We start from the raw sequence: 23782 nt of genomic DNA, 5'->3' as shown, positions 1-23782 counted from the left end.
TGGTGCGTACTGCTTTTTCCGTTATAATTTGGCGTTTTAAATTTTTAAGCCCCACATTGCAGCAGAGCTTTTGTATGCTTGTCAGACTGTGGTGTTTTTGCCAAATCGGAAATTATGGAGTGACTTGGTTGTGAGTACTCGTTTTATGACATCAGCTGAAATTCGTGAAGCATTTTTGCGTTACTTTGAATCGCAAGGGCATACACGTGTCGCGTCGAGTTCTCTAGTACCCGCCAATGACCCAACTTTGCTGTTCACCAATGCGGGTATGAACCAGTTTAAAGATTGCTTCTTAGGTCTAGAAAAACGCGATTATGTCCGTGCCGTATCATCACAGAAATGCGTACGCGCAGGTGGTAAACACAACGACTTGGACAATGTGGGTTATACCGCCCGTCATCATACTTTCTTTGAAATGCTAGGTAACTTCTCGTTTGGTGACTACTTCAAGCGTGATGCGATCAAATTTGCCTGGGAATTCTTAACGAGCGATGAATGGTTAGCACTACCTAAAGATAAACTCTACGCCACTGTGTACCACACTGATGACGAAGCATTTGATATCTGGAACAAAGAAATCGGTCTAGATGCCAGCCGTATTATCCGCATTGGCGACAACAAAGGCGGTCAATACGCATCAGACAACTTCTGGGCAATGGGCGATACCGGTCCTTGCGGTCCTTGTTCTGAAATTTTCTTTGACCACGGTGATCATATCTGGGGTGGCCTGCCGGGCACGCCTGAAGAAGATGGTGACCGCTTCATCGAAATCTGGAACAACGTTTTCATGCAGTTTAACCGTACTGCAGATGGTGTGTTACACCCTCTTCCAGCACCTTCTGTTGATACAGGTATGGGTTTGGAGCGTATTTCTGCTGTTCTTCAGCACGTTAACTCAAATTATGAAATCGACCTGTTCCAGCACTTGTTAAAAGCGGCTGCTGAAATCATCGGTTTAGACACTTCTGAACTTGAAGCAAAAGCACAAGCTGAAGGCAAGCCCGTAGATTATCCTGCATCTTTAAAAGTGGTTGCCGACCATGCACGTTCATGCTGCTTCCTGATTGCGGATGGTGTAAACCCGTCTAATGAAGGCCGTGGTTATGTATTGCGTCGTATCATCCGTCGTGCAGTTCGTCACGGTAATAAACTGGGTGCGACAGGTTCATTCTTCTATAAGATGTTACAGCCTTTAATTGAAGTAATGGGCGAAGCATATCCTGAACTGGAAGCTAACAAAGCACGCATCGAAGCACAACTGCTGAAAGAAGAAGAACAGTTTGCCAAAACACTTGAGCAAGGTCTGAAATTGCTTGAAGGTGAACTAGCAAACTTGAAAGGCTCTGTGATTCCAGGTGAAGTGGTATTTAAACTTTACGACACTTACGGTTTCCCGACTGACTTAACCGCTGACATTGCACGTGAACGTGATTTAACAATTGACGAAGCTGGTTTCGAAACTGAAATGGCTGCACAACGTCAACGCGCTCGTGATGCAGGCAAATTCGCAATCGACTATAACTCTGTTGTGAAAGTTGAAGGTGAAACTCAGTTTGAAGGTTATGACGCCACTGCTGGTCAAGGTCAAATCATCGCAATCTATAAAGATGGCGAGCAAGTTGACGAAGTAGTTGAAGGCGACGAAGCACTGATCGTATTGAACCAGACTCCTTTCTATGCAGAAAGCGGTGGTCAAATCGGTGATACAGGACTCTTCAAAAACGATACCGGTATTTTCGAAGTTCAGGATACCAAGAAATCTGGCGGTGCATTTGTACACCAAGGGATCGTGACCATGGGTAACTTGAAAGTTACTCAAAATGTAGAAGCAACGGTAAAAGCAGACATTCGTGCCGCAACTGCACGCAACCACTCTGCAACTCACTTGTTACACGCTGCTCTTCGTCAAATCCTGGGTGCACACGTCCAGCAAAAAGGCTCATTGGTTGCATCTGACATTTTACGTTTCGACTTTGCCAATGACCAGCCTGTGACTTTTGAACAGCTTCAAGAAATTGAACGTCTTGTGAATGCTGAAGTCATCGCAAACACTGAAGTAACAACTGAACTGCTAGACATCGAATCTGCGAAAGCAAAAGGTGCGATGATGCTGTTCGGTGAAAAATACGGTGAAGAAGTTCGCGTACTGTCTATGGGTTCTGTGATTGAAGAGAAAAACTTCTCCATCGAACTGTGTGGCGGTATTCATGTGAAGCGCACTGGCGATATCGGTCTGTTTAAGATCACTTCTGAAGGTGGTGTGGCAGCGGGTGTACGTCGTATCGAAGCAGTGACTGGTACCAAAGCAGTTGAAGTAGCTCAAAAAGCGGATCGTGATATCAACACTATTAATAGCCTATTAAAAGCTCAAAAAGATCAAACGATTGAGAAAGTTGAAGCGCTGGTTGATACAGCATCAAGCTTGCAAAAACAGATTGAACAACTCAATCAAAAATTGGCAAGCCTGCAAGCCGGTGAACTTTTAGGCCAGGTTCAAGAAATTGCAGGTCGTCAAACACTCATCACAACGGTTCAGGGGATGGATGCGAAATCACTTCGTAACCTCCATGACGGCGTGAAATCTAAATTAGAAAATGCAGTTATTGTTCTTGCAGGTGTAGAGGGTGACAAGGTGAGCTTGATCGCATCTGTTGCAAAAGACTTTACTGCTTCTATTAAAGCAGGTGACATCATCAAACACTTGGCAACTGAGCTCGGTGGTAAAGGTGGTGGTAAACCTGACTTGGCACAAGGTGGCGCACCACTTAACGAGAAGTTTGCTTCAGTGATGGCTGATTTACCAGCTTGGCTTGCAGCAAAATAAAAACTTCATTTTGTGTAACTGACCCTGATAGGAATATCAGGGTCATGGTTTATATGGAACAACTATGGCATTAATCGTTCAAAAATATGGCGGTACCTCTATGGGTACTCCAGAGCGCATTTTAAATGTTGCTCGTCGTGTAAAGCGCTGGCATGACCACGGCCACAAGGTAGTGGTGGTTGTATCGGCAATGAGTGGCGAGACCAATCGTCTGCTCGCTTTAGCGAAAGCCATTACCGAAACCCCTGATCCGCGTGAACTAGACCAAATGGTTTCTACGGGTGAACAGGTAACGATTTCCATGCTTGCAATGGCGTTGAATTCGATCGGGGTTGAAGCTAAATCTTTGACTGGACGCCAGGTTGGCATTAAGACTGACAGCGCATTTACCAAAGCCCGTATCGAGTCGATTGATACTGACGTATTGACTAAAAATCTGGACGCGGGTCGTGTAATTGTAGTTGCCGGCTTCCAGGGCTTTGATGCTGAAGGCAACACAACAACTTTAGGTCGTGGCGGTTCTGATACTTCAGGTGTGGCACTGGCTGCTGCACTCAAAGCGGATGAATGCCAAATCTATACTGACGTTGATGGCGTATATACCACTGACCCTCGCGTTGCACCAAAAGCGAAAAAAGTCGACCGTATTTCGTTTGAAGAAATGCTAGAAATGGCATCACTTGGTTCAAAAGTTCTACAAATTCGCTCTGTTGAATTTGCGGGTAAATATCAAGTACCTTTACGCGTACTTTCAAGCTTTGACAATGACAATGATGGCGCGTTTGACGAAGAATTTAAAAACAACGTTGGCACACTTATTACGACTGAATTGGAAGACAACATGGAACAGCCAATTATCTCTGGTATCGCGTTTAACCGTGACGAAGCTAAACTGACTATCCTAGGTGTGCCTGATATTCCAGGTATTGCATCTAAAATCTTAGCACCGATTGGCGCTGCGAATATCGAAGTCGATATGATCATCCAAAACGTAGAAGAAGATGGTACGACTGACTTCACATTCACTGTAAACCGTGGCGAACTTGCAAAAGCAAAAGCAATTCTTGAAGCAACCGCTAAAGAAATTGGCGCACGTGAAGTTGCGACTCGTGATGACATCGTAAAAGTATCGATCGTAGGTGTAGGCATGCGTTCTCATGCAGGTGTAGCGAGCAAAATGTTCACCGCCCTGGCTGACGAAGGTATTAACATCCTGATGATCTCGACTTCTGAAATCAAGATTTCAGTCATCATTGAAGAGAATTATCTTGAACTTGCTGTACGTTCATTGCATACCGCATTTGGTCTAGACCGCGAACAAGGCGAATCTAGCGCACGCGCTTAAGCGAAAAAACAAAATATTGTCATTGTTTGACACTATTTTATAAAATTCTACAAAAATGCAGAGCCGCTATAGTTTTTTTTATAGTGGCTCTGTTATATTAAGCATGAGGATTTTTAACCAACTGAGATAGATTAAAGTCTTTCATTCAGGTGACAGAATTTCTATCCAGATATTATTTTATAATTTTTGGTTGTGCTTTTTATTTTACATTCAATAGATTGCAGGTTTTGCATTTTGCAAGGAGAAAAACATGCTGATTCTGACTCGACGCGTCGGGGAAACTTTAATGATTGGTGACCAAGTCAGCGTGACTGTACTTGGTGTAAAAGGTAATCAGGTTCGTATTGGGGTAAATGCTCCTAAAGAAGTCTCTGTGCACCGTGAAGAGATATACCAGCGTATCCAGCATGAACGCGCAATGCATGAACATCTTCAACATATCGATCAAGATTACCAGCCTTCTTTTGAAGATGATAATCAGACACAAAATAACTTTAACCGTTAATTTTTGTGTAAATCATAAAGCGGCTTTTTTAGCCGCTTTAAATTTCTCTGTATTCTATATAAGCACTCTAAATAATTAAAAAATTTAATAAAGTCTAAAGTTTTACCTCTTGCTGCAATGTTGCAAGCACTTTTTTTACCGGTCCAAAACTGCGGCGATGCTCATCAATAACACCGTGCAGGGCAATCGCTTCAAAATGCGCCTTGGTTGGATAACCTTTATGCTTGGCAAAACCAAATTGCGGATGCTTCTGATCCATCTCGATCATCTGATGATCTCGGGTTACTTTAGCCAGAATACTGGCTGCTGAAATTTCAGCATGCAGCGCATCCCCCCCAATGATAGCATCACAGCTCATCTCAAGGCCCTGTGGAATCTTGTTGCCATCGACCAGTACATGCTCAGGCTGAACTGGCAAAGCTTCTACAGCGCGACGCATCGCCAGCAAAGAGGCCTGTAAAATATTATACTCATCAATCTCTGCTGCAGAAGCCTCAGCAATGGCCCATGCCAGGGCTTTTTCCCGAATTTCGATAAAAAGCTTTTCACGCTTCTTTTCAGTAAGTTTTTTAGAATCATTTAAACCCTCAATCGGGTTGTTCGGATCCAAAATAACTGCCGCAGCGACAACCGAACCCACTAATGGCCCACGCCCTGCTTCATCTACACCAGCAATTTTCATGTCTTTCTTCCATAAAAAATAGGCTGAACCGGTCAGCCTATTTCAATTTAATCTTGGCTTAGTTTACAGCTTCAGCTACACAAGCGTTAATGGTTTTTGCCACCACATTACCGACAATCGTCGCACGTGCTGTGGGATCAATTGCTGCAGTTGCCAGATCTACCGCTGTTACATTCTGTGGTGCTTTTTCACTGACACAGCCACAAATTTCAGTCTGGATATCCTGTTTTTGTGTTGTAGTCATGAGACGTGTTGCTGTTTGCCATGCCGGAATATTATTCAGCTCAGTCGTACATTTTGCATTGATCGCGATTTTAAGCGCAGCCCCACCCAGTTGCTGAGTCGTGGTTTGAGTCTCAGGACTGCCTGTTGTTGCACAAGCCGATAAAACCAAAGCAATTGGAGCCAGTGCAATCAATAATTTTTTCACAGATCTGTTCCTTGTTTATTCATATATGAAGCGTGACGCTATTGTGCCGAAATTCACCTGAATAAGAAATCTAAAAATCATCCTGAATGTTTAATCTGCACCCAGCCATTTCAATGGATGTTGCATGAAAGCCACCATAGCGTTGCAGATTTGGAATTGCTGAGCTGATTCGCCCTTTGCTAAGGTGCGTCCATCTTTGATGGGCCACAGAAAATCACATGGAAAAAGTACAATATTACACACGCACGGCACAATGGCTGCACTGGATCATGGCGATTATCTTTATTGCAGCGTGGCTGATTGGTTTTTATAGTGGGGATTTTTTAAGTTATGAGGTCGATAGCAGCTTTAAAGGCGATGTCATCACCCTGCATAAAAATATCGCCACCACCATTATTTTCCTGCTGGTTGTACGAATCTTCTGGCGCTACACCCATCCTGCCCCCGAACTATCTGACACTATGTCATCCCGGATGAAAACTTTAGCACATGCAGGTCATCTGGCTTTGTATTTCATGCTGATTGCCCTACCTGTCACCGGCTGTTTATATAGCTGGAGTCTGGGCTACCCAGCACCGGTGCTGTATTTATTTAAGCTTCCGGCACTGATTGCAGAAAATCCGGCTGTGACCGCCATCGCAAAACCTCTGCATATCTGGCTTTCCTGGGCGGTGGGACTCCTTTTAACCGGACATATTGCCGCAGCACTGAAACATCATTTTATCGATAAGGATCACGTACTCACCAGCATGATGCGACAATCTAAATCGTCTAAAAAATAAACTGCAAAACTACATTCAATCAGCTTTCATTGCAAAGCTGATTTTATTTCAAGAACTCGGTCATGCAGCCTTTCAGACTGTTTGCGATTGCTTGTTGAGTAAGCTTTGACTTTACCTCTTCATCGAGAGTTGCTTTAAGCAAAGTGCTGGCTGGAATATCTTTAAGCGCATGCTCACCCACACAGGAACACACATTCTGTTCAAGTTCAGCTTTATTTTTATCCTGCATAAAATAAGTCGAGGCGGTCCAGAATTTAGATGCTTTCAGCTCTTTTCCACATTGGTATTCAATCACGGGTTTTAAGGTACGTTGTGTCAAAGTCATATCCGCATTTGAGCAGGCAGATATCAACACGCTACTGATGAGTAGAATTACATATTTCAATTTCATATCCATCTATAAAAACAAAGGCAGAGCGTACCCTGCCTTTTATTTGAAAACTTAAACCAGAGCACGGATCTGGTTGATCCATTGTTCTTTAGCAGCATCGGTAATAAAAGAGGCTTCAAATGAGTTGATGGCCAACTGCTTGAGTTCCTCATTACTTAAGTCCAGCGCTTCAGCAATGGCAATAAAATTGTCATTCATATAACCGCCAAAATAGGATGGATCATCTGAATTGACCGTAACATGCACGCCCTGCTGCAAGAGGCGATGGATATTATGCTGCTGCATGTCATCCACGACGCAAAGTTTCAGGTTTGACAATGGACAAACGGTCAATGGCATCTTTTCTGCAATCAGGCGTCGCATTAATTCAGAATCTTCTTCCGAACGAACTCCATGATCGATACGATTGACTTTGAGCAAATCCAGCGCCTCCCAGACATAGGCTGCCGGGCCTTCTTCTCCTGCATGCGCAACCACTAAGAAGCCTTCATCTCGTGCTTTAGCAAAAACACGTTCAAACTTTGACGGTGGATGCCCGACTTCACTTGAATCCAGACCGACTGCAATAATCTGGTCTTTATAAGGCAAGGCCTGTTCCAGTGTTGCAAAAGCAGCATCTTCACTTAAATGACGCAAGAAGCACATGATCAGATGTGAACTGATACCCAGTTTAGTTTTGGCATCATCACAGGCTTTTTGCAAGCCGTTGATCATGGTTGCAAAAGCAACGCCACGATCAGTATGGGTTTGTGGATCAAAGAACATTTCAGTATGCACGACCCGGTCTTCAGCACATTTTTCAAAATACGCCCATGCCAGATCATAAAAATCCTGTTCATGAATCAGTACAGCAGCACCAGCATAATAAATATCAAGGAACGACTGAAGATTATGAAAGTTATACGCCTGTTTAACTTCCTCGACAGATTTATACGGGATAGCAATCTGATTACGCTGAGCGATTGCAAACATTAACTCAGGCTCAAAGGTGCCTTCAATATGCACATGAAGTTCTGCTTTTGGCAAAGCTCGAATCAACTCGAGACGGTTCATCATTTCTCCTCGTGAAACCCTTAAATAATAAAAAAAGGGTGCAAACTGAGTCTACACCCTTTCCAAATCCAGAAAAATTAGCCGCCAAATAGTGCGAATTTAAGCGTCCATAGTAGTGCAATAATCCAGACCATATACGGCACAGTTGCTGCTTTACCAGTCAGCAACTTGATCAATGCATAGCTAATAAAGCCCATTGCTATACCATCCGCAATCGAATAGGTAAATGGCATAAATACAATGGTTAAAAATGCAGGAACTGCTTCTGTAATATCTTCCCAATCAATATGTACGATACCCTGAATCATTAAGACACCAACAAATAACAACGCTGGGGCTGTTGCAAAGCTTGGTACAGACTGTGCCAATGGCGCAAGGAACAAACAGGCAACAAACAGGATACCGACGACTACAGCGGTTAGACCTGTACGCCCACCAGCTGCTACACCTGCAGAAGATTCAATGTATGGTGTCGTCGATGAAGTCCCTAGAGCTGCACCTGCAACAATTGCAGTAGAGTCAGCAAAAAGTGCTTTTTTCAAACGTGGCAGTTTGCCATCTTTTAACAAGCCTGCACGGTGCGAAACACCTACGAGTGTACCGGTGGAATCAAATAGATCGACCAGGAAGAAGACAAAAATCACGCCAATTAAACTGGCAGTGAATAGACCTTCAAAATTCATTTGCATGAATGTTGGAGCAAGTGATGGAATTGCACCCACTACACCCTGAAATTCATTATAACCTAGTGCAGTTGCAATAGCCGTCACCACCAGAATACTAATGATAATTGCACCACGGACTTTGAACTGGTGCATTACCACCACAAGCAAAAATCCTAAAAGTGCCAGTAATACCGAGGGTTGTTTCAGATCGCCCAAGCCGACTAAAGTAGCCGGATTATCCACAATAATACCGGCATTTTTTAACGCAACCAGCGCCAGGAATAATCCAATACCTCCTCCAATCGCGAGCTTTAGCGACATCGGAATAGCATTGACAATAGCCTCACGTATTTTGAACATGCTGATCGCAATAAAAACCAGACCTGACACAAAAACTGCGCCTAATGCGGTTTGCCAAGGCACTCCCATTCCCAAACATACAGAATAGGTAAAGAAGGCATTCAAGCCCATACCTGGTGCTAGGGCAATTGGATAATTCGCAATCAAACCCATGACCAAACAGCCAATTGCTGCTGCAAGACAAGTGGCAACAAAGACAGCCCCATGATCCATCCCCGTTTCGGACAAAATCATTGGATTGACAATAATGATGTAACACATCGTTAAGAACGTGGTTACACCTGCCAGAACTTCTGTGCGGAAACTGGTTTTGTTTTCACTCAGTTTGAACAGACGTTCAAGCATACTTTCTGAAGATGGATTAGGAGTCGTCATGACCTAGCCCCTATTGAGTAAACTTTATGCTTTAAGCATGCTGTCAAATAAATGAAATTTTATAAAAAAATTCATCAATTTTAAGGATGTGTTAGCAACGAATATGCCAGCATAGCCATTTGACGGGTTAAAATGTTGGAACAGCTTACAGCCCACCCAGGGCTATGCTATAAAAACCCAAAAAATCTAAACAAAAAAGCTGCATAATTTTTATGCAGCTTAATTTCAAGATTTAAATCAAATGGTTAACAAGATGATATCTGCTTCATCTTGATTGTGGGCAAATTATAACACACTGATTTCTTATTGCTTCTTAGATTTTTACAGTTTATTAGAAATTAATATATTCTAAGCGAATACTTTAAAAATTCATTATATTTATTATTAATTTAATTTTATTATTTTATTCAAATTTTAAACCCTGAAGCTAAGTAAGCTGGATTAATGCCGATGCCGGTTGGATTCCAATAATTTGTTTGAATCACGCCCCTCACTCAAGACATGACGGATCTTTTCATATTTCCTTATTTCTGAATGTTTATGGACGCAAAATCCCAATAAACTGATTATTAAGGCAAAGACAGGAATAGCATATATTTTCATTCTTATTATGCCGCTTTGTAACATTATGAAATTATGCTAACAAAAAACATAACAAACTTGTGACATACTTTACATTTAACCCGATGAAAGGCAGTTTTAAAGCCTTAAACCAATACTTTTCTGTATTTTTATTTACTATTACTTAATTAACTTGTAATTCTTTTTTTTAAACTTTTTTTTCATAAAGCTCTTTCAAATTAATAATAAGTATCTGTAATTAAAAGTTTTTTTAATTAATTTAGAAAAATAATTTTGAAATAGGACTATTCTGATAAATGAAATATCACGTATTTCATGAAGAGTATTTTGCATAATTTCATAGGGTTTTCCCCAAAGACCTCATCTTTATTTTTTGAGAAAAAACGTTAAATAAATGATATTTTTCGAGTTATTTAGATGTGTGTAGTGACAATTTTATTCTTGGGAAACTCTGCAGGCTATTCTTGAAAGCTCAATGGTGCCTTTCGCTAATTCTGTGCATCTGTCCTTTATCTGCCTCACAAAGTCAAATCATTAAAGATTATACATGTACCTTATAATAGGGCTCTCATATCCAGCATACTTGTACTCATGCTGGATATGGGAAATCGTTTATTTATGCACTCAGTTGTTCATCGCGCTTAAACACCAGTTCTTTCTTGAGTGAACTGTCTGCATCGAAGTAATAACCATCGACATTAAAAGCTTTTAGCCCTTCAATCCGATCAATTTTATTTTCAATTATAAAACGTGCCATAAGACCGCGTGCTTTTTTAGCATAAAAACTAATCACTTTATATTTGCCATTTTTCTGATCTAGAAATACCGGCTTGATAATATCTGCCTGAATTTTGCGCTCATTAACCGATTTATAATATTCATCAGACGCGATATTGACCAGAATTTCAGACTTTACTGCTGCCAAGTCTTGATTAATCAGATCAGTAATATGATGAGCCCAGAAATCATATAAGTTATGCCCCCGGATATTGGCCAATTTAGTACCCATTTCCAGGCGATAAGGCATCATCAGATCCAGAGGACGCAAGAGCCCATATAAACCGGACAGCATCCGCAAATGGTCTTGGGCATAATGCAGGTCTTCATTCTTCAAATTATAAGCATCAAGACCTGTATAGACATCGCCTTTGAATGCAAAAATCGCCTGACGGGCATTGGCCAAATTAAAATCTGGTTGCCAGTCATTAAAACGTGCAGCATTTAAACTAGCAATTTTTTCACTGACACTCATTAAGCTTGAAATTTCTGATGCAGAAAGTGTGCGACAAACTTTAACCAAATCCTGCGAATGCTGTAATAATCTCGCTTGAGTAAATTGGTCAGTTGGTAGGGGGGTATTGTAATCAAGAGTTTTAGCTGGAGAAATTAAAGCGAGCATGGCAACCTGGTCAAAAAATGATTAATCAAACTATATCAGTAGACTTATTTTAATTCCAATTCATGTTTTTATTCACCATAATCGTTAAAATGCGAAATTCTCCTGTTAATCATCGGTTTTTATATGTCCGAGCAAATTTTTCTTCAAGGACCGGCAGGTCAGATTGAAGTTTTTGTGGATTATCCTCAGGGTGAAGTGAAAGGATTCGCGGTAGTTTGTCACCCTCATCCATTGCAAGGTGGAACACCACAACACAAGGTTCCGGTTTTACTGGCACAAATGTATCTGGAACGTGATTGTATTGTATATCGTCCAAGTTTCCGTGGTTCTGGTCAAAGTGAAGGTATACACGACGAGGGCTTCGGTGAGACCGACGATGTATTGGAAGTCATCCGGTTCGCCCGTACTCAACATATTGCCCTGCCTTTTTATGCAGGCGGTTTTAGTTTTGGTGCGCATGTTATGGCGAAGAGCTACGCAGCTTTGCCAATAGAACTACAACCGAAGCAAACCATTTTATGTGGACTACCGACCGCTACTGTTGCCGGTATTCGCCATTATATTACACCAGCAATTAAAGGCGACATTCTGTTCATTCATGGGGAAGCCGATGAAGTAACTTTGCTGTCAGATATGATTGAATGGGCAAAACCACAGCGTCATCTAGTGACCGTATTGCCTGGTGCCAACCATTTCTTTACCGGCTACTTAAAGCAATTGCGAATTGCAATGACCCGGTACTTAGCGCTTGGCTGAATAAAAAAACCCATCAGATGATGGGTTTTTTTATTCAGAGATAAAATTTTCTGCAAGAATTTCATAAATCACTGCCCGATATTTGGGTTTATCCAGATAACTGGTAATTTTTCCGTGCAAGCGCTCTGCAATTTTCCGGCTCGCCCAGTTTTCTTCAGCTACTTGATAGCTTAAACCTTTAATATCTAATGTATTGAAAGCATATTCCACAATACAACGCACTGCCTCGTGTCCATAATGATGACCATGCGCAGTTTCACGGATCCAAATACCAACTTCAGGTATTTCGTCATGAAGTCGATGTAAACCACATAGTCCAATAAATTCTTGTGTTTCTATATGACGGATCACATATATATATTCTTTATGATCGGTCATATTTTCCAGCCAATTTTGCCAGATTGCTGCAAAACCCTGTTCAGATTCTGGTACATCCCACGCCATAAAACGTGTCAGACTCGGTGTGATCGAAGCATAAGCTTCTACGGCATCAACCGGTTTAAAATAATTCAGGATCAGACGTTCACTTTCGAGTTGAGGGCGAATTTTATTAGAGTAATACATAGGAATGAACTTATTGACCATATCAGTGCCACCTTGAAAACGACTCATAACAGTATAAAATTCGTGTAAATAAAAGCAGCTTAAGATCCTTTATCATTATTAATCCTGTAGGAGCTGAAACTCCTTAACTTAAATAGTATCTTTATTATTCAATTTTTTTAAAACCCGTACTTCAAACCAAGCTGCAACTGGTAATCACCAGAATCAAGAGCATTGCCATTGACATCTCCAAAGATGTTCCAGTTCTGACCACTTTGATAATTAAAGCCTATACCATACAACAGATAGTCCTTATCAAAGCTCGGTGGCGTGAACAGGACATTGCGAGTGCTATCCACATTCATTGACAACGCAACCTTGTCATAATCACGGCTAAATGCATTGGCATATTCACCATAACCAGTCAGCACCACGTTTGGAGTAAGCTGATAATCCAGTCGCACCCCGACATGAGCTTTGGTTTCAGCGATACTCACATCACTCACCGCCACACCCAACACATTTACTTCTTTAACCCCATCGAGATCAACAGTGTTATAGCTCAGTGCCAGATAAGGACTTACACTCAATTGCTCGGTGAAGTAATCATAACCGATCTCGCCATATACACCGTATTTGCTCAGATCAGCTTTTGATCGGGAATCTACAGATGCCACAGCATCGGTAAGCACACGCTTGAATTCCACATCCCCCCAACCAAACTGCATATTACCCGCAACATACAGATTGTCAGCAGCTTGCCATTTCAGGTAGGCACCCAGGTTAGTGACATCAGCATCAGCAGATGCTTTGGTTTGCTCAAAATCAGACTTGTCCTGATACTCGCTTATATAAGCGCCTACCGCCAAGTCATCCCGAACCATCGTATCCGCGCCCACACTCAGCACACTGACATGAGATTCAACATCATCCCAACCGTTTGCAGAATTCTGGTTGTTCAGGTAACTGGCATTCGCCCAAACCCCGCCTTGTCCCGCATACAACAACTGATGTGAACGCTGTGCAATCTGAGCATTCACCAGTGAATCATTGCGTAGCAGTACAGATGGAGTTTCAACAAACACCGCACCTGAATTGGAATTCAGGATTGCCTGAGCCGCTTCACGGCTTTGAACGGACTGGATTGTTCCCACATACTTGGTCAGATCAGTCACCTGACCATTTAAGGCCTGGGTATTTGCCTTGTCCATCAGGTCATTTAAAAGCTTGCCCGATACCACAGAGATACCACTTGATACCGTACCCGCAGCAACCGCGTTGGCATAATCCACATCAACTGTCACCTTATTGGCATGATGCTCCAAGCCTGATACCGCAAGGAATGGCGAAACCGATTTATACTGCTCGAATGTGCCAGTAACCTTGTTGGCAGTTAAAACGGTATGCTCGCCTTTGGTCAAGATGTCACGACTGGCAGCAGACACGTCAAGCGAACCCGCCAGTGCAGCATTACCTTTAATAGTGAGGTAGTGATGCAGATCATAGTTCAAGACACCTGATGCGTTTTGGGTATAGTTGCCGTTTACTGTCAGACGGCCATCGGCAGTCGTTACCTTACCGCCGTTGACCACTGACCCTACTATACCATTCCCCGAAAGTACACCTGCCTTAGTGACACTTACTGGACTGGTGATTGAACCTGTAACACGCAGCTTGCCATTTTCGACACTGGTTGAACCCTGGTAAGTATTTGCGCCTGACAGAACCAGAATGCCATTGCCTTTTTTGGTCAGGCCTGCATTACCCCCAATATTGTTGGAAAAGACACTGGTGCCGATCACATTGGCATCGAAAGTATTACCAAACTCTTTGCTGAATAACTTAATCCCTTTCAACGAGCCCTCAAGGTCTAAACGCCCCCATCCAGTAGTGCTGTTATAAAGCTTGTTCTCACCTGAACCATCATCCAGATAATCAGCATTGGTCAGCAATACTTGACGTACCTGATCAGCATTCAGCCAGGGATATTTAGACCATACCAATGCTGCAGCTGTAGTCACTTGAGGCGCTGCAGCTGAAGTTCCTGAAAAATACACTAACCCTTGCAGTTTATTGCTATACAGCGGGCCGAACCTGAAATCCGCAGCCAAACACCAGCGAGCAGAATCTCCGCAGGCATTCGCCCCCTTACCATCAGCATTACGGAAAATTTTTTGACCTGTTTCATCTAGACCCGTCACACTTATCACACCTTTTTCAACAGCTTCATTGCCCACTGGAAGTAATGATTCAACCGAGGGATTGGCAAACCCGTCATTCCCTGTAGCAAACACCACCAGAGCATCTCCCTTGACCAATTCGGCAGTGTAATCAAGCAGACGCTGCTTATAATCACCAGATGCAAACATCGTTGCAAAAGAAGCATTAAATAACTTCACAGCATATTTTTTATTCAGGTCATTCATGGCCTGAAGATGACCTGCAGTTGTTGCATATCCTAATTCACGATCGGCAGACTGGATACCATATATTTGTGAAATATCTTTTGCCAGCCCTTCTGTCATGGCTTTTTCCATAAAATTAGATTGATCCGGAATCTTGCCCGCTATGATTTGAGCAACCAATGTCCCATGCAGACTAGGGCTTGTGTCTTGTACAGAAATGCCGGCTGTCGTTAAATCTTCAACCCTAAAAGTACCCGCCTGATAATCATTAATGTATTTTAATACTTTCTCAACAGAATCCTGCAAATAAGTATTTTTCTGGACACCCGTATCCGCTACACCAATTGCGATCTTATTATTGCCTTTCGCAATATCAACAACATCAAACTTGGATTTATCATAAGTGTAAGATGTTGGTGTTGGTGTTGGTGTTGGTGTTGGTGTTGGTGTTGGTGTTGCACCATTTCCATTATCTAGATCATTGTCAAGTGGCTGAGAAGTTACATTGGGCAAAGATTTAGATCCACCACATCCAGTTAGTATGAGGCTAACGACGGCGAATGCAAGAGCCGTTGGAACTGTTTTGATGTACATACTTACGCCTATTATTATATTTATTATGGTCTTATAGATTGATGAGAGTATGTCGAAATTTGCTGCCTAAAAATGAAGATAAAGTAGAATTTAGTCTCCAGACTTCTTTCCTTCTCCGCAAAGTTTTATCTATTACTCACAGGTCAACATTACGCAAAGCTAAAAACTATTTTTTATAATTTTGATATTTAGTTCGAACCTAATTTAAGAATTTTTATTGGGTTATTTTCTACTAAATTCGACTTCACCGCCTTTGACTGGGTTTACCAAAAATATTTTGAAAAATCAGACTCTCTGATCAAAAAATTTAATCGAAAATTTAAGTTTAGTAAGTGAGTAAATATATTTAAATTGTTAATGAATGAAACTGGTCTTGAGTAAAACCATACTCTTCTCAGCCATACGTGGCACATCAAGATATGATAACAATTAAGATTCAGGCAATTTCGCAGTGTATAAGTCGAAATAGTACTAAATACACTTAGCAAGTCAGTCACATAAAAGCCATCGGAGCTTTGTGATTAATGAAAGTAAAATTTGCGGGATGTGAGGTGATTGACTTAATCACTCGAACTTGGCTGGAACGAAGATAATGTATGTGGATAAAAGCCAGGATTTTGACTCACCCAAAAAAGAATAGAGGAAAACCAAACTCAGGTTGATATTTCCAATAAATATCATTCGAAATCCCACTATACACGTGTGAACTGGCACCGATGTAAGGTCAGTCACTTAGCTGAAAATATATGTGCGTGGATGAAATAACCTTGAAGTATTGCAATATAAGCTAACAAGCTAGAGTAGAACTTTTGAAGTTTAGGGGCTCCAGCTTGTACTTTGTCTGATGGCTATTAGGAAATATTAACAGTCCCTAATTCTTCCATTCAAACTCACTAAAACTTTCCTGTTTTTTAAGCGATGCTTCAACAGCCTGTGCCAGCTGGTTTAACAAGCTTTGCTCGGTAATCCGATCCAGCCAGTCCTGTTCTTCATCCGGATATGAAGCAATTTCACAGACCAGATGGCCCTGTTCATCTCTGGTTTCACAACTTACCGATAATGGCAGCTCATGCTCATCTACGCTTACTGCCACTTGTGCACCACTTTGACTTAAGGTCTGAAAACCGTATTTACCTAATTCCTCAGCAAGTAAATGTGCTACGTATTCCTGAGTTTCTTGACCATCCCGTGGTTGCTGGCTTTGGGTATTGGCCATGAATTTTAATTTTCGCATCGCTACTTCCAAATGGCTTTTTTCTTATATGGGTTTAGCATAAGCAATATAAACAAAACAGCCAAGCAAAAGCTTGGCTGTTTCACATAAATTTAAGAATTATTCTGTGACTTCAATCGTCAGGCCGGCCTGTGAAGTCAGTTCAGTAAAGGTTGGAAAGCTGGTCGCTACTGTTTCCGTTCCCACAATACGAATTTCTTCAGAATTACGTAAGCCTGCGATTGAGAAACTCATGGCAATTCGGTGATCATGATGTGACTCGATTTCACCACCGCTAAAGATTGGTGACCAGTCACCTGCTTTACCTTTACCTTCAATGATGATGCCATCTTCTGTTGGTGTACAATCAATGCCCATGGTTTTCAGGCCATCAGCCATCACCTGAATCCGGTCAGATTCTTTGACACGCAGTTCTGCAGCACCGGTCAGAATCGTTTGACCTTCGGCACATGCAGCGGCAATGAACAGTGCCGGGAATTCATCAATCGCCAATGGCACCTGATCTTCCGGCATATGAATGCCTTTTAAGGTACGTGTACCGCGAATACGGATATCTGCAATCGGTTCACCACCTGCAATACGCTCGTTTTCAACCGTAATATCCGCACCCATCTGTTTCAGGATTTCGATCACACCGGTACGGGTGGGGTTGATACCTACAGCTTCTAAAGTCACATCCGAGTTTTCGGTAATCGCAGCCCCAACCATAAAGAAAGCAGCAGATGAAATATCAGATGGAACCTGAATATTGGTACCGACTAACTTACCGCCACCTTGCAGTGAAATACGGTTACCTTCAGTTTTCACGTCATAACCAAAAGCACGCAGCATACGTTCAGTATGGTCACGGGTGGGTTCAGGCTCAGTTACCGAAGTTTCACCCTCAGCCCAAAGACCTGCCAGCAGAATACCTGATTTCACCTGGGCAGAAGCCATTGGCAAATCGTACTGGATTCCTTTCAGGTTTTGATTTCCAGTAATCGATACCGGTGGCGTACCGCGTTCACCCGTAGTCTGAATCTGTGCACCCATTTCACGTAAAGGCTTAGCAATCCGTTCCATGGGACGCTTGGACAATGAAGCATCACCGGTCATGACTGAGTCAAATTTCTGCGCTGCCAGCATGCCAGACAGCAAACGCATCGAAGTGCCCGAGTTACCCATATATAGCGCAGATTGTGGTGCTTTCAGGCCATGCATACCTACACCGTGAATGGTCACTTCACCATTTTTAGGACCTTCAATACTCACCCCCATATCACGGAAAGCTTGCAGAGTCGCTAAAGCATCTTCACCTTCAAGGAAACCGGTGACATGCGTAGTGCCTTCAGCAATCGCACCAAACATGATGGAACGGTGTGACACAGATTTGTCACCTGGCACGGTAAATTTGCCCTGGAATTTCTTGGCACCCGGCTGAATGGTAAATTGTTGTGTCACGTTATTTTTCTCCATGAAAGGTTTCTTGGCGAGCATATGGTTGAAATGCTGGCGTGCTGCCTGTGCATGTCCCAGTAAGCCCATCAATGCTTGGGAATCTTCATCTTCAATCAGCTTGCGGATAATTGCCAGCTGGGCCTCAAAGCCATCCACGGCATTGAGAATTGCTTTTTTGTTGGCAAAAAAGATGTCATGCCACATTTGTGGATCACTGGCCGCAATACGCGAAAAGTCACGAAAGCCACCGGCAGCATAACGAAAAATATCTAGATTGTCTTCGCGCTTGGCCAGTTGTTCGACCAGGTTAAACGCCATCAAGTGCGGAAGATGACTGGTATGGGCCAGCACTTCATCGTGCTTTTCTACATCCATACAGATCACTTCCGCTTTTGCTGCCTGCCACAGTTGAATCAGTTTATCGACTGCCCATGCTGCACTGGTCGGTAATGGTGTCAAAATCACCTTGTGATTGGCGAACAGATCGACCTTACCAGCATGCACCCCGGTATGCTCGGCACCCGCAATCGGATGTCCAGGTACAAAACCTGCTGGTAATGCTTCACCAAATACAGCCTTGGCTGCATCCACCACATTACCTTTGGTACTACCGACATCCGTAATAATAGTACCTTCAGCCAGATGTGGCTTGATGGTTTCCAATACCTTTTGCGTGGCACGTACCGGCAAAGCCAGGACAATCAGATCCGCACCTTTGACCGCCTCCACAGGATCTGCATAACCTTGGGAAATTAATCCCAAGGCTTTGGCATCTTCCAGCGTTTTTTGTGAGCGTGTCGATGCCACGATGTCATTGGCTAAATGCTCGGCCTTAATCACACGTGCCAGACTTGAACCAATCAGCCCAAGTCCGATGAAGGCAACTTTTTCAAACAGTGGCTGCGACATAACTTAAGCTTTCGCCTCTAAGCCGAGTACTTTGCCAAGTGCAGCAAGGAATTTGGCATTTTCAGCTTCAGTACCAATTGATACGCGCAGATGGTTCGGAATACCCACTGGACGAACAATTACGCCTTCTTTCAGCAATTTGTTAAATGTTTCCGCCGGATCAGCCTGTACATCGACCAGAATAAAGTTGGCACGGGATGGTACATAGTTCAGACCCAGAGCTTTAAAGCCCGCTTCAAGCTGTGCCATACCTGCCTTGTTCACTTCACGAGATTTCTCGATGAATGCTTCATCTTTCAGCGCAGCAACTGCAGCTACCATTGCTAAATGGTTAACATTAAATGGCTGACGGATACGGTTCAGGTAATCCGTTACTTCAACAGACGACAATGCGAAGCCAACGCGCAGTGCAGCCAGACCATAACACTTAGATAATGTACGGCTGACAATCAGGTTTGGATACTGCTTCAGGAATTTCAGGCTATTGAAGTTTTCTGGGAAATATTCCACATAAGCTTCATCCAGCACCACGATGACATTGGCCGGTACTTTCTGCATGAAAGCTTCAAATTCAGCTTCTTCGAACCAGGTGCCTGTCGGATTATTCGGATTGGCAATGAAGATCAGCTTGGTATTGTCTTTTATTGCTGCAGCCATGGCTTCCAGGTCATGCGAGAAGCCTTTTGCTGGTACTTCAATCGCTTCGGCATGGATTGCTTGCGTTACCAATGCATATACAGCGAATGCATGCTGGCTGTAAATCACGGAATCTTTTTCAGAAACGAATGCGCGGGCAAACATTTCCAGCAAGTCATTTGAACCATTGCCCAAAGTAATCTGGTCATGATTAAAACCAAACTGAGCCTTGATCTGGTCTTTCAGAATAAAACCACCACCGTCAGGATAACGGCCAATTTCCGCCAGTTCGGCAGCAACTGCTTCCTTGACTTTATCTGAACAGCCCAACGGGTTTTCATTTGAAGCCAGTTTCACGATATCAGTGATGCCCAACTCACGCTCAAGTTCACTGATCGGTTTACCTGGTTGATATGGTCTTAATTTAGAGATGCCTGGATTGGCTGGGACAAACGACATTTTATACTTCCGATTTACAGATGAAACAGCGATCAGCACCCTCGCACTGATCACGAAAGGCTGCTTTTATAAAACAGCTGCAGGATATGAACCAAGCACGCGAACTTCTTTCACGAGCGGGCGAATTTCTTCAATCGCTGCTCTCACATGCTCCTGTTCAATATGACCTTCAAGATCAATGAAGAACACATAAGCCCATTTTTCAGGAAGTGCAGGACGGGTTTCAATACTGGTAAGACTAATATTGTGTTTGGCAAATGGCGCCAGAATTTCTAGCAATGCCCCGGCACGGTCATGTGCTGATACCAGCAGTGACGTTTTGTCATTACCGCTTTGTGGTACTTTTTCACGACCAATTACTAGGAAACGTGTGGTGTTTTCCGGATTGTCCTCGATATTGCTGTGCATGATCTCAAGATTGTAGATATTCGCAGCAATTTCAGAGGCAATCGCGGCAGAGTGCCACTCATTCTGAATACGGCGTGCAGCTTCGGCATTTGAGCTGAGTGCAACACGCTCTACCCCCGGATAATGGGCATCTAGCCATTTACGACATTGCGCCAGAGTTTGCTGATGTGCATAAATCTGCTTGATACTGTCTTTACGGGTATTTTCCGAGATCAGGAACTGGTGATGAATCGGTAATTCAACTTCACCAATGACATTCAGATGTGAAGTTTTGAAACAGTCCAAAGTATGGTTCACCACACCTTCAGACGAGTTTTCAACCGGTACCAGACCATAATGCGCACTGCCCGCCTCTACTTCACGGAACACTTCATCAATGGTGGGTAATGGACGAACCACGGCATCATGACCAAAATGTTTGAGTACTGCCGAGTGTGTGTAGGTACCAATAGGTCCAAGAAAAGCAATACTTTGTGGTGCTTCAAGCGCTAAACATGCTGACATGATTTCGCGAAACAGACGTGCCATGGTGGTATCCGACAATGGCCCCTCATTGCGCTCCATAACATTGCGCAGGACTTGTGCTTCACGTTCCGGACGGTAAAACAGCGGATTTTCTTCAGAAGCAAATTTCGCTTTTGCGACTGCCTCGGCCAAACGCGCGCGACGGTTAATCAACTGCTGGATCTGCTGATCAACTGAATCGATATCTTCACGAATTTTAGCCAAATCTAAAGAAGCCGTTGTGTTTTGATCGTCGTTGATCATCGTGATGTCGCCCTGTATAAACCTTATCTGTGCAGTATAACAATAGTGTGCTGTAAATGTTACACAATATAACTTTAGTAGATTAATTCTTAAAAATAAGGAGTTGATTTTAACCGTTCATCGCCTTAGTCATATCTGGTAACATTTCTTTCAGTATTTCCACCGAATTTACATTATCAAATTGTAAACTTTGCATACTCATCTTAACTGATTTTTATCAAGATGAAATATCACTATTTCTTAATCTAGATAACGGTTTTAAGCATAAGAAAATTAAAATAATTGCGATATGACCTAAGCTTTTAAGAGAATGATATCTGATATAGATTTCACAATAAAATGCACTCTATCCAACCTGATTTTTCTAGGTTTATCTTTGATTTAGCTTGTATTTTTACATTCCGCCACCACTTGATTACAAAGCGGAGACGATTTTTTAACCAATCGTAGATAGTCTAATTTAAAACATACGTTTGGGTGTCAGTCATGCCAAAAAGAATAGCTGTACTTGTAACGAATAATTTTGAAGACCAAGAATATCTTGAACCTGTTGCAGCCTTGCTGGCAGCACAGCATAGCATCTGCAACATTGAGCTTAATGCAGGAAAAATAGTCTACGGTCTGCATGGCCAGTCAAGTGTGACAATTGACCGCGGCATCGAACAAATCAGTATTGATGATTTTGATGCCTTACTGATTCCTGGCGGTGAATCTGCAGTTTCTTTATCTACCGATCTCCGGGTGCTGCAATTTATCCAAGCCTTTAATCAGGCCAAAAAAACCATCTTTAGTTTATGTGATGCCTCTTTACTCCTGTGCGAAGCAGATATACTGAAAAATCGAATTATTACCAGTATTCGCGCGCATGCCAGCCGTGTACAGCATGCCGGTGGAACCTACTATGATGTCGAGCTGGTAAATGATAATAATCAGTTGATTTCATCACGCCTGCCCAATGATTTACCTATTTTTATTAATGAATGTTTGAATGTCTTAAAATCATAAAAATTAAAAGAACATTTACCATTTGGACTATTTCTCGCGTCAAAAAAGAGCCCTTCAGGACTCTTTTTAGTACTTGAGCAATTAACGCCCCAGCAATCCACGTGCCACGATTTCCTTCATGATTTCATTGGTGCCGCCATAAATCCGCTGGATTCGTGCGTCTACAAAGAAACGTGAAATCGGATATTCGGTCATATAGCCATAACCGCCAAAGAGCTGGAGCAAATTGTCAGCAATTTTCATTTGCATATCGGTCGAAAAGCTCTTCAAAGCGGCTGCAGTTTCTACGTCAAGTTTACCCTGCATATACAGCTCGACATTCTGATTATAAAAAGCTGCTGTTGCCAGTTCATCAATTTTGGCCTGTGCCAGAACAAAACGGGTATTCTGGAACTGTCCAATCGCCTGACCAAAAGCCTGGCGCTCTTTCACATATTGCGTCGTTACATCGATAGAACCACGAATCGCACCCAAAGCCGTCGCCGCAATCGCAGTACGTTCGCGTGGCAATTCCTGCATCAAATAGACAAAGCCCTGACCTGGCTGCCCCAGCAACTGCTCTTTAAGCACTTTGACATTATCAAAGAACAGCTCAGAAGTGTCCTGAGAATGCAGTCCAATTTTGTCCAGATTTTTACCCTTTTTAAAGCCTTCCAGATGCGTATTGACCAGCATTAAAGACACACCTTTGGCACGGGCTTGCGGATCAGTCTTCACTGCCAACACCACCAGATCTGCATGCTGGCCATTAGAAATAAAGGTTTTGGAACCATTCAGCAAATAATGATCATCCTGCAAAATGGCATTAGTACGCATGGCCTGCAAATCTGAGCCTGCGCCCGGCTCGGTCATGCCAATCGCACCCACTACTTCGCCTGAAACCATTTTTGGCAACCAGTATTTTTTCTGTTCTTCAGTCCCGATATGCAGAATATACGGTGCAGCAATATCTGAATGGCAAGACAAACCGGTTGAAATTGCGCTATAGCCTGCTCGTGCCGACTCTTCAATCAACATCAGGGAGTAATGCGTCGGCACACCATAGCCACCATATTCTTCTGGCACATCGACACACAAGAATCCATTTTCACCCAGCACATTCCAGACTGAACGCGGCATCATGCCCTCACGCTCCCACTGTTCATAGTAAGGCGCTACATGTTCGTTCATAAAGCGTTTGAAATTGTCGCGGAAAAGTTCCAGGTCAGCATCGTAAGCCAGCATTCTTGTATCCT

Annotated in this window: 19 protein-coding genes; 6 read left to right on the top strand and 13 right to left on the bottom strand. The window is 42.8% G+C overall.

The features are described from left to right. Positions 1-130: 130 nt before the first annotated feature. The 3 genes from alaS to csrA all read left to right on the top strand — a co-directional run bounded on the left by alaS (position 131) and on the right by csrA (position 4674). Entirely contained in the window at positions 131-2824 is a 2694-nt protein-coding gene (alaS, locus tag H9629_RS10200; protein WP_171486398.1) for an alanine--tRNA ligase, read from the top strand. A gap of 64 nt (positions 2825-2888) precedes the next feature. Then, entirely contained in the window at positions 2889-4169 is a 1281-nt protein-coding gene (locus tag H9629_RS10195; RefSeq protein WP_144725025.1) for an aspartate kinase, read from the top strand. A 250-nt stretch (positions 4170-4419) separates the two neighbouring features. Then, a complete protein-coding gene (gene csrA / locus H9629_RS10190) occupies positions 4420-4674 on the top strand; it encodes a carbon storage regulator CsrA (protein WP_064096631.1) in 255 nt (84 codons plus the stop codon). 94 nt (positions 4675-4768) lie between these two features. On the opposite strand, the gene rnhB is transcribed toward csrA, so the two are convergent. Next, positions 4769-5392, bottom strand: a complete 624-nt coding sequence (rnhB, locus tag H9629_RS10185) for a ribonuclease HII (protein WP_263600644.1) — start codon at positions 5390-5392, stop codon at positions 4769-4771. A gap of 22 nt (positions 5393-5414) precedes the next feature. Further along, complete coding sequence (locus H9629_RS10180; RefSeq protein ID WP_144725160.1) at positions 5415-5786, bottom strand: hypothetical protein; 372 nt, start codon at positions 5784-5786, stop codon at positions 5415-5417. Positions 5787-6004: 218 nt separating this feature from the next. Here H9629_RS10180 and H9629_RS10175 point away from each other — a divergent pair, with 218 nt between their 5' ends. Continuing rightward, on the top strand, positions 6005-6568 hold the full coding sequence (locus H9629_RS10175) for a cytochrome b (protein WP_191731028.1): 564 nt from the start codon (positions 6005-6007) through the stop codon (positions 6566-6568). 43 nt (positions 6569-6611) lie between these two features. On the opposite strand, the gene H9629_RS10170 is transcribed toward H9629_RS10175, so the two are convergent. The 4 genes from H9629_RS10170 to yaaA all read right to left on the bottom strand — a co-directional run bounded on the left by H9629_RS10170 (position 6612) and on the right by yaaA (position 11393). Continuing rightward, complete coding sequence (locus tag H9629_RS10170) at positions 6612-6965, bottom strand: hypothetical protein (protein WP_191731027.1); 354 nt, start codon at positions 6963-6965, stop codon at positions 6612-6614. Between the two features lie 45 nt (positions 6966-7010). Continuing rightward, positions 7011-8012 carry an adenosine deaminase gene (locus H9629_RS10165; protein WP_064096628.1) on the bottom strand — a complete coding sequence of 334 codons (1002 nt, stop codon included), beginning with the start codon at positions 8010-8012 and terminating at the stop codon, positions 7011-7013. A gap of 77 nt (positions 8013-8089) precedes the next feature. Further along, entirely contained in the window at positions 8090-9412 is a 1323-nt protein-coding gene (locus H9629_RS10160) for an NCS2 family permease (protein ID WP_064096627.1), read from the bottom strand. A 1198-nt stretch (positions 9413-10610) separates the two neighbouring features. After that, positions 10611-11393 (bottom strand): peroxide stress protein YaaA, encoded by a 783-nt coding sequence (gene yaaA, locus H9629_RS10155; protein ID WP_064101847.1) that lies wholly within the window; start codon positions 11391-11393, stop codon positions 10611-10613. A 123-nt stretch (positions 11394-11516) separates the two neighbouring features. Between yaaA and H9629_RS10150 the strand changes: the two genes are divergently transcribed. Then, on the top strand, positions 11517-12149 hold the full coding sequence (locus H9629_RS10150) for an alpha/beta hydrolase (RefSeq protein ID WP_064096625.1): 633 nt from the start codon (positions 11517-11519) through the stop codon (positions 12147-12149). Between the two features lie 30 nt (positions 12150-12179). Here the strand turns inward: H9629_RS10150 and H9629_RS10145 are convergent, their stop codons facing one another. From H9629_RS10145 to pheA, 6 genes are all read right to left on the bottom strand, one after another. After that, entirely contained in the window at positions 12180-12713 is a 534-nt protein-coding gene (locus tag H9629_RS10145; protein ID WP_191731050.1) for a GNAT family N-acetyltransferase, read from the bottom strand. A 158-nt stretch (positions 12714-12871) separates the two neighbouring features. Next, positions 12872-15691 carry an autotransporter domain-containing protein gene (locus H9629_RS10140; RefSeq protein WP_191731026.1) on the bottom strand — a complete coding sequence of 940 codons (2820 nt, stop codon included), beginning with the start codon at positions 15689-15691 and terminating at the stop codon, positions 12872-12874. Between the two features lie 871 nt (positions 15692-16562). Continuing rightward, complete coding sequence (locus H9629_RS10135) at positions 16563-16925, bottom strand: hypothetical protein (protein WP_064096623.1); 363 nt, start codon at positions 16923-16925, stop codon at positions 16563-16565. Between the two features lie 99 nt (positions 16926-17024). Next, positions 17025-19271, bottom strand: coding sequence for a bifunctional prephenate dehydrogenase/3-phosphoshikimate 1-carboxyvinyltransferase (locus H9629_RS10130; RefSeq protein ID WP_064101844.1), 2247 nt, complete (start codon positions 19269-19271; stop codon positions 17025-17027). Positions 19272-19274: 3 nt separating this feature from the next. Continuing rightward, positions 19275-20366, bottom strand: a complete 1092-nt coding sequence (hisC, locus tag H9629_RS10125; protein ID WP_064101843.1) for a histidinol-phosphate transaminase — start codon at positions 20364-20366, stop codon at positions 19275-19277. Positions 20367-20432: 66 nt separating this feature from the next. Further along, positions 20433-21542 carry a prephenate dehydratase gene (pheA, locus tag H9629_RS10120; RefSeq protein ID WP_064096620.1) on the bottom strand — a complete coding sequence of 370 codons (1110 nt, stop codon included), beginning with the start codon at positions 21540-21542 and terminating at the stop codon, positions 20433-20435. 486 nt (positions 21543-22028) lie between these two features. On the opposite strand from pheA, the gene H9629_RS10115 reads away from it, so the two are divergent. Further along, entirely contained in the window at positions 22029-22547 is a 519-nt protein-coding gene (locus H9629_RS10115; RefSeq protein ID WP_064096619.1) for a DJ-1/PfpI family protein, read from the top strand. An 81-nt stretch (positions 22548-22628) separates the two neighbouring features. Here the strand turns inward: H9629_RS10115 and H9629_RS10110 are convergent, their stop codons facing one another. Next, positions 22629-23771: an acyl-CoA dehydrogenase family protein gene (locus H9629_RS10110; protein ID WP_064096618.1), complete on the bottom strand. Its 1143-nt coding sequence runs from the start codon at positions 23769-23771 to the stop codon at positions 22629-22631. Positions 23772-23782 lie beyond the last annotated feature (11 nt).

The organism is Acinetobacter pecorum, assembly GCF_014837015.1.
Lineage (GTDB): Bacteria > Pseudomonadota > Gammaproteobacteria > Pseudomonadales > Moraxellaceae > Acinetobacter > Acinetobacter pecorum.
The sequence above is the reverse complement of the archived record's forward strand: the minus strand, read 5'-3'. Positions and strand labels throughout refer to the sequence as shown.

Bases quoted from the DNA above. Each gene is read 5' to 3' on its own strand.
- csrA (WP_064096631.1), top strand. From the start codon at position 4,420: ATGCTGATTCTGACTCGACGCGTCGGGGAAACTTTAATGATTGGTGAC.
- H9629_RS10150 (WP_064096625.1), top strand. From the start codon at position 11,517: ATGTCCGAGCAAATTTTTCTTCAAGGACCGGCAGGTCAGATTGAAGTT.
- H9629_RS10130 (WP_064101844.1), bottom strand. From the start codon at position 19,271: ATGTCGCAGCCACTGTTTGAAAAAGTTGCCTTCATCGGACTTGGGCTG.
- pheA (WP_064096620.1), bottom strand. From the start codon at position 21,542: ATGATCAACGACGATCAAAACACAACGGCTTCTTTAGATTTGGCTAAA.
- H9629_RS10160 (WP_064096627.1), bottom strand. From the start codon at position 9,412: ATGACGACTCCTAATCCATCTTCAGAAAGTATGCTTGAACGTCTGTTC.
- hisC (WP_064101843.1), bottom strand. From the start codon at position 20,366: ATGTCGTTTGTCCCAGCCAATCCAGGCATCTCTAAATTAAGACCATAT.
- yaaA (WP_064101847.1), bottom strand. From the start codon at position 11,393: ATGCTCGCTTTAATTTCTCCAGCTAAAACTCTTGATTACAATACCCCC.
- H9629_RS10145 (WP_191731050.1), bottom strand. From the start codon at position 12,713: ATGTATTACTCTAATAAAATTCGCCCTCAACTCGAAAGTGAACGTCTG.
- H9629_RS10170 (WP_191731027.1), bottom strand. From the start codon at position 6,965: ATGGATATGAAATTGAAATATGTAATTCTACTCATCAGTAGCGTGTTG.
- H9629_RS10175 (WP_191731028.1), top strand. From the start codon at position 6,005: ATGGAAAAAGTACAATATTACACACGCACGGCACAATGGCTGCACTGG.
- H9629_RS10135 (WP_064096623.1), bottom strand. From the start codon at position 16,925: ATGCGAAAATTAAAATTCATGGCCAATACCCAAAGCCAGCAACCACGG.
- H9629_RS10110 (WP_064096618.1), bottom strand. From the start codon at position 23,771: ATGCTGGCTTACGATGCTGACCTGGAACTTTTCCGCGACAATTTCAAA.
- H9629_RS10165 (WP_064096628.1), bottom strand. From the start codon at position 8,012: ATGAACCGTCTCGAGTTGATTCGAGCTTTGCCAAAAGCAGAACTTCAT.
- H9629_RS10195 (WP_144725025.1), top strand. From the start codon at position 2,889: ATGGCATTAATCGTTCAAAAATATGGCGGTACCTCTATGGGTACTCCA.
- H9629_RS10140 (WP_191731026.1), bottom strand. From the start codon at position 15,691: ATGTACATCAAAACAGTTCCAACGGCTCTTGCATTCGCCGTCGTTAGC.
- H9629_RS10115 (WP_064096619.1), top strand. From the start codon at position 22,029: ATGCCAAAAAGAATAGCTGTACTTGTAACGAATAATTTTGAAGACCAA.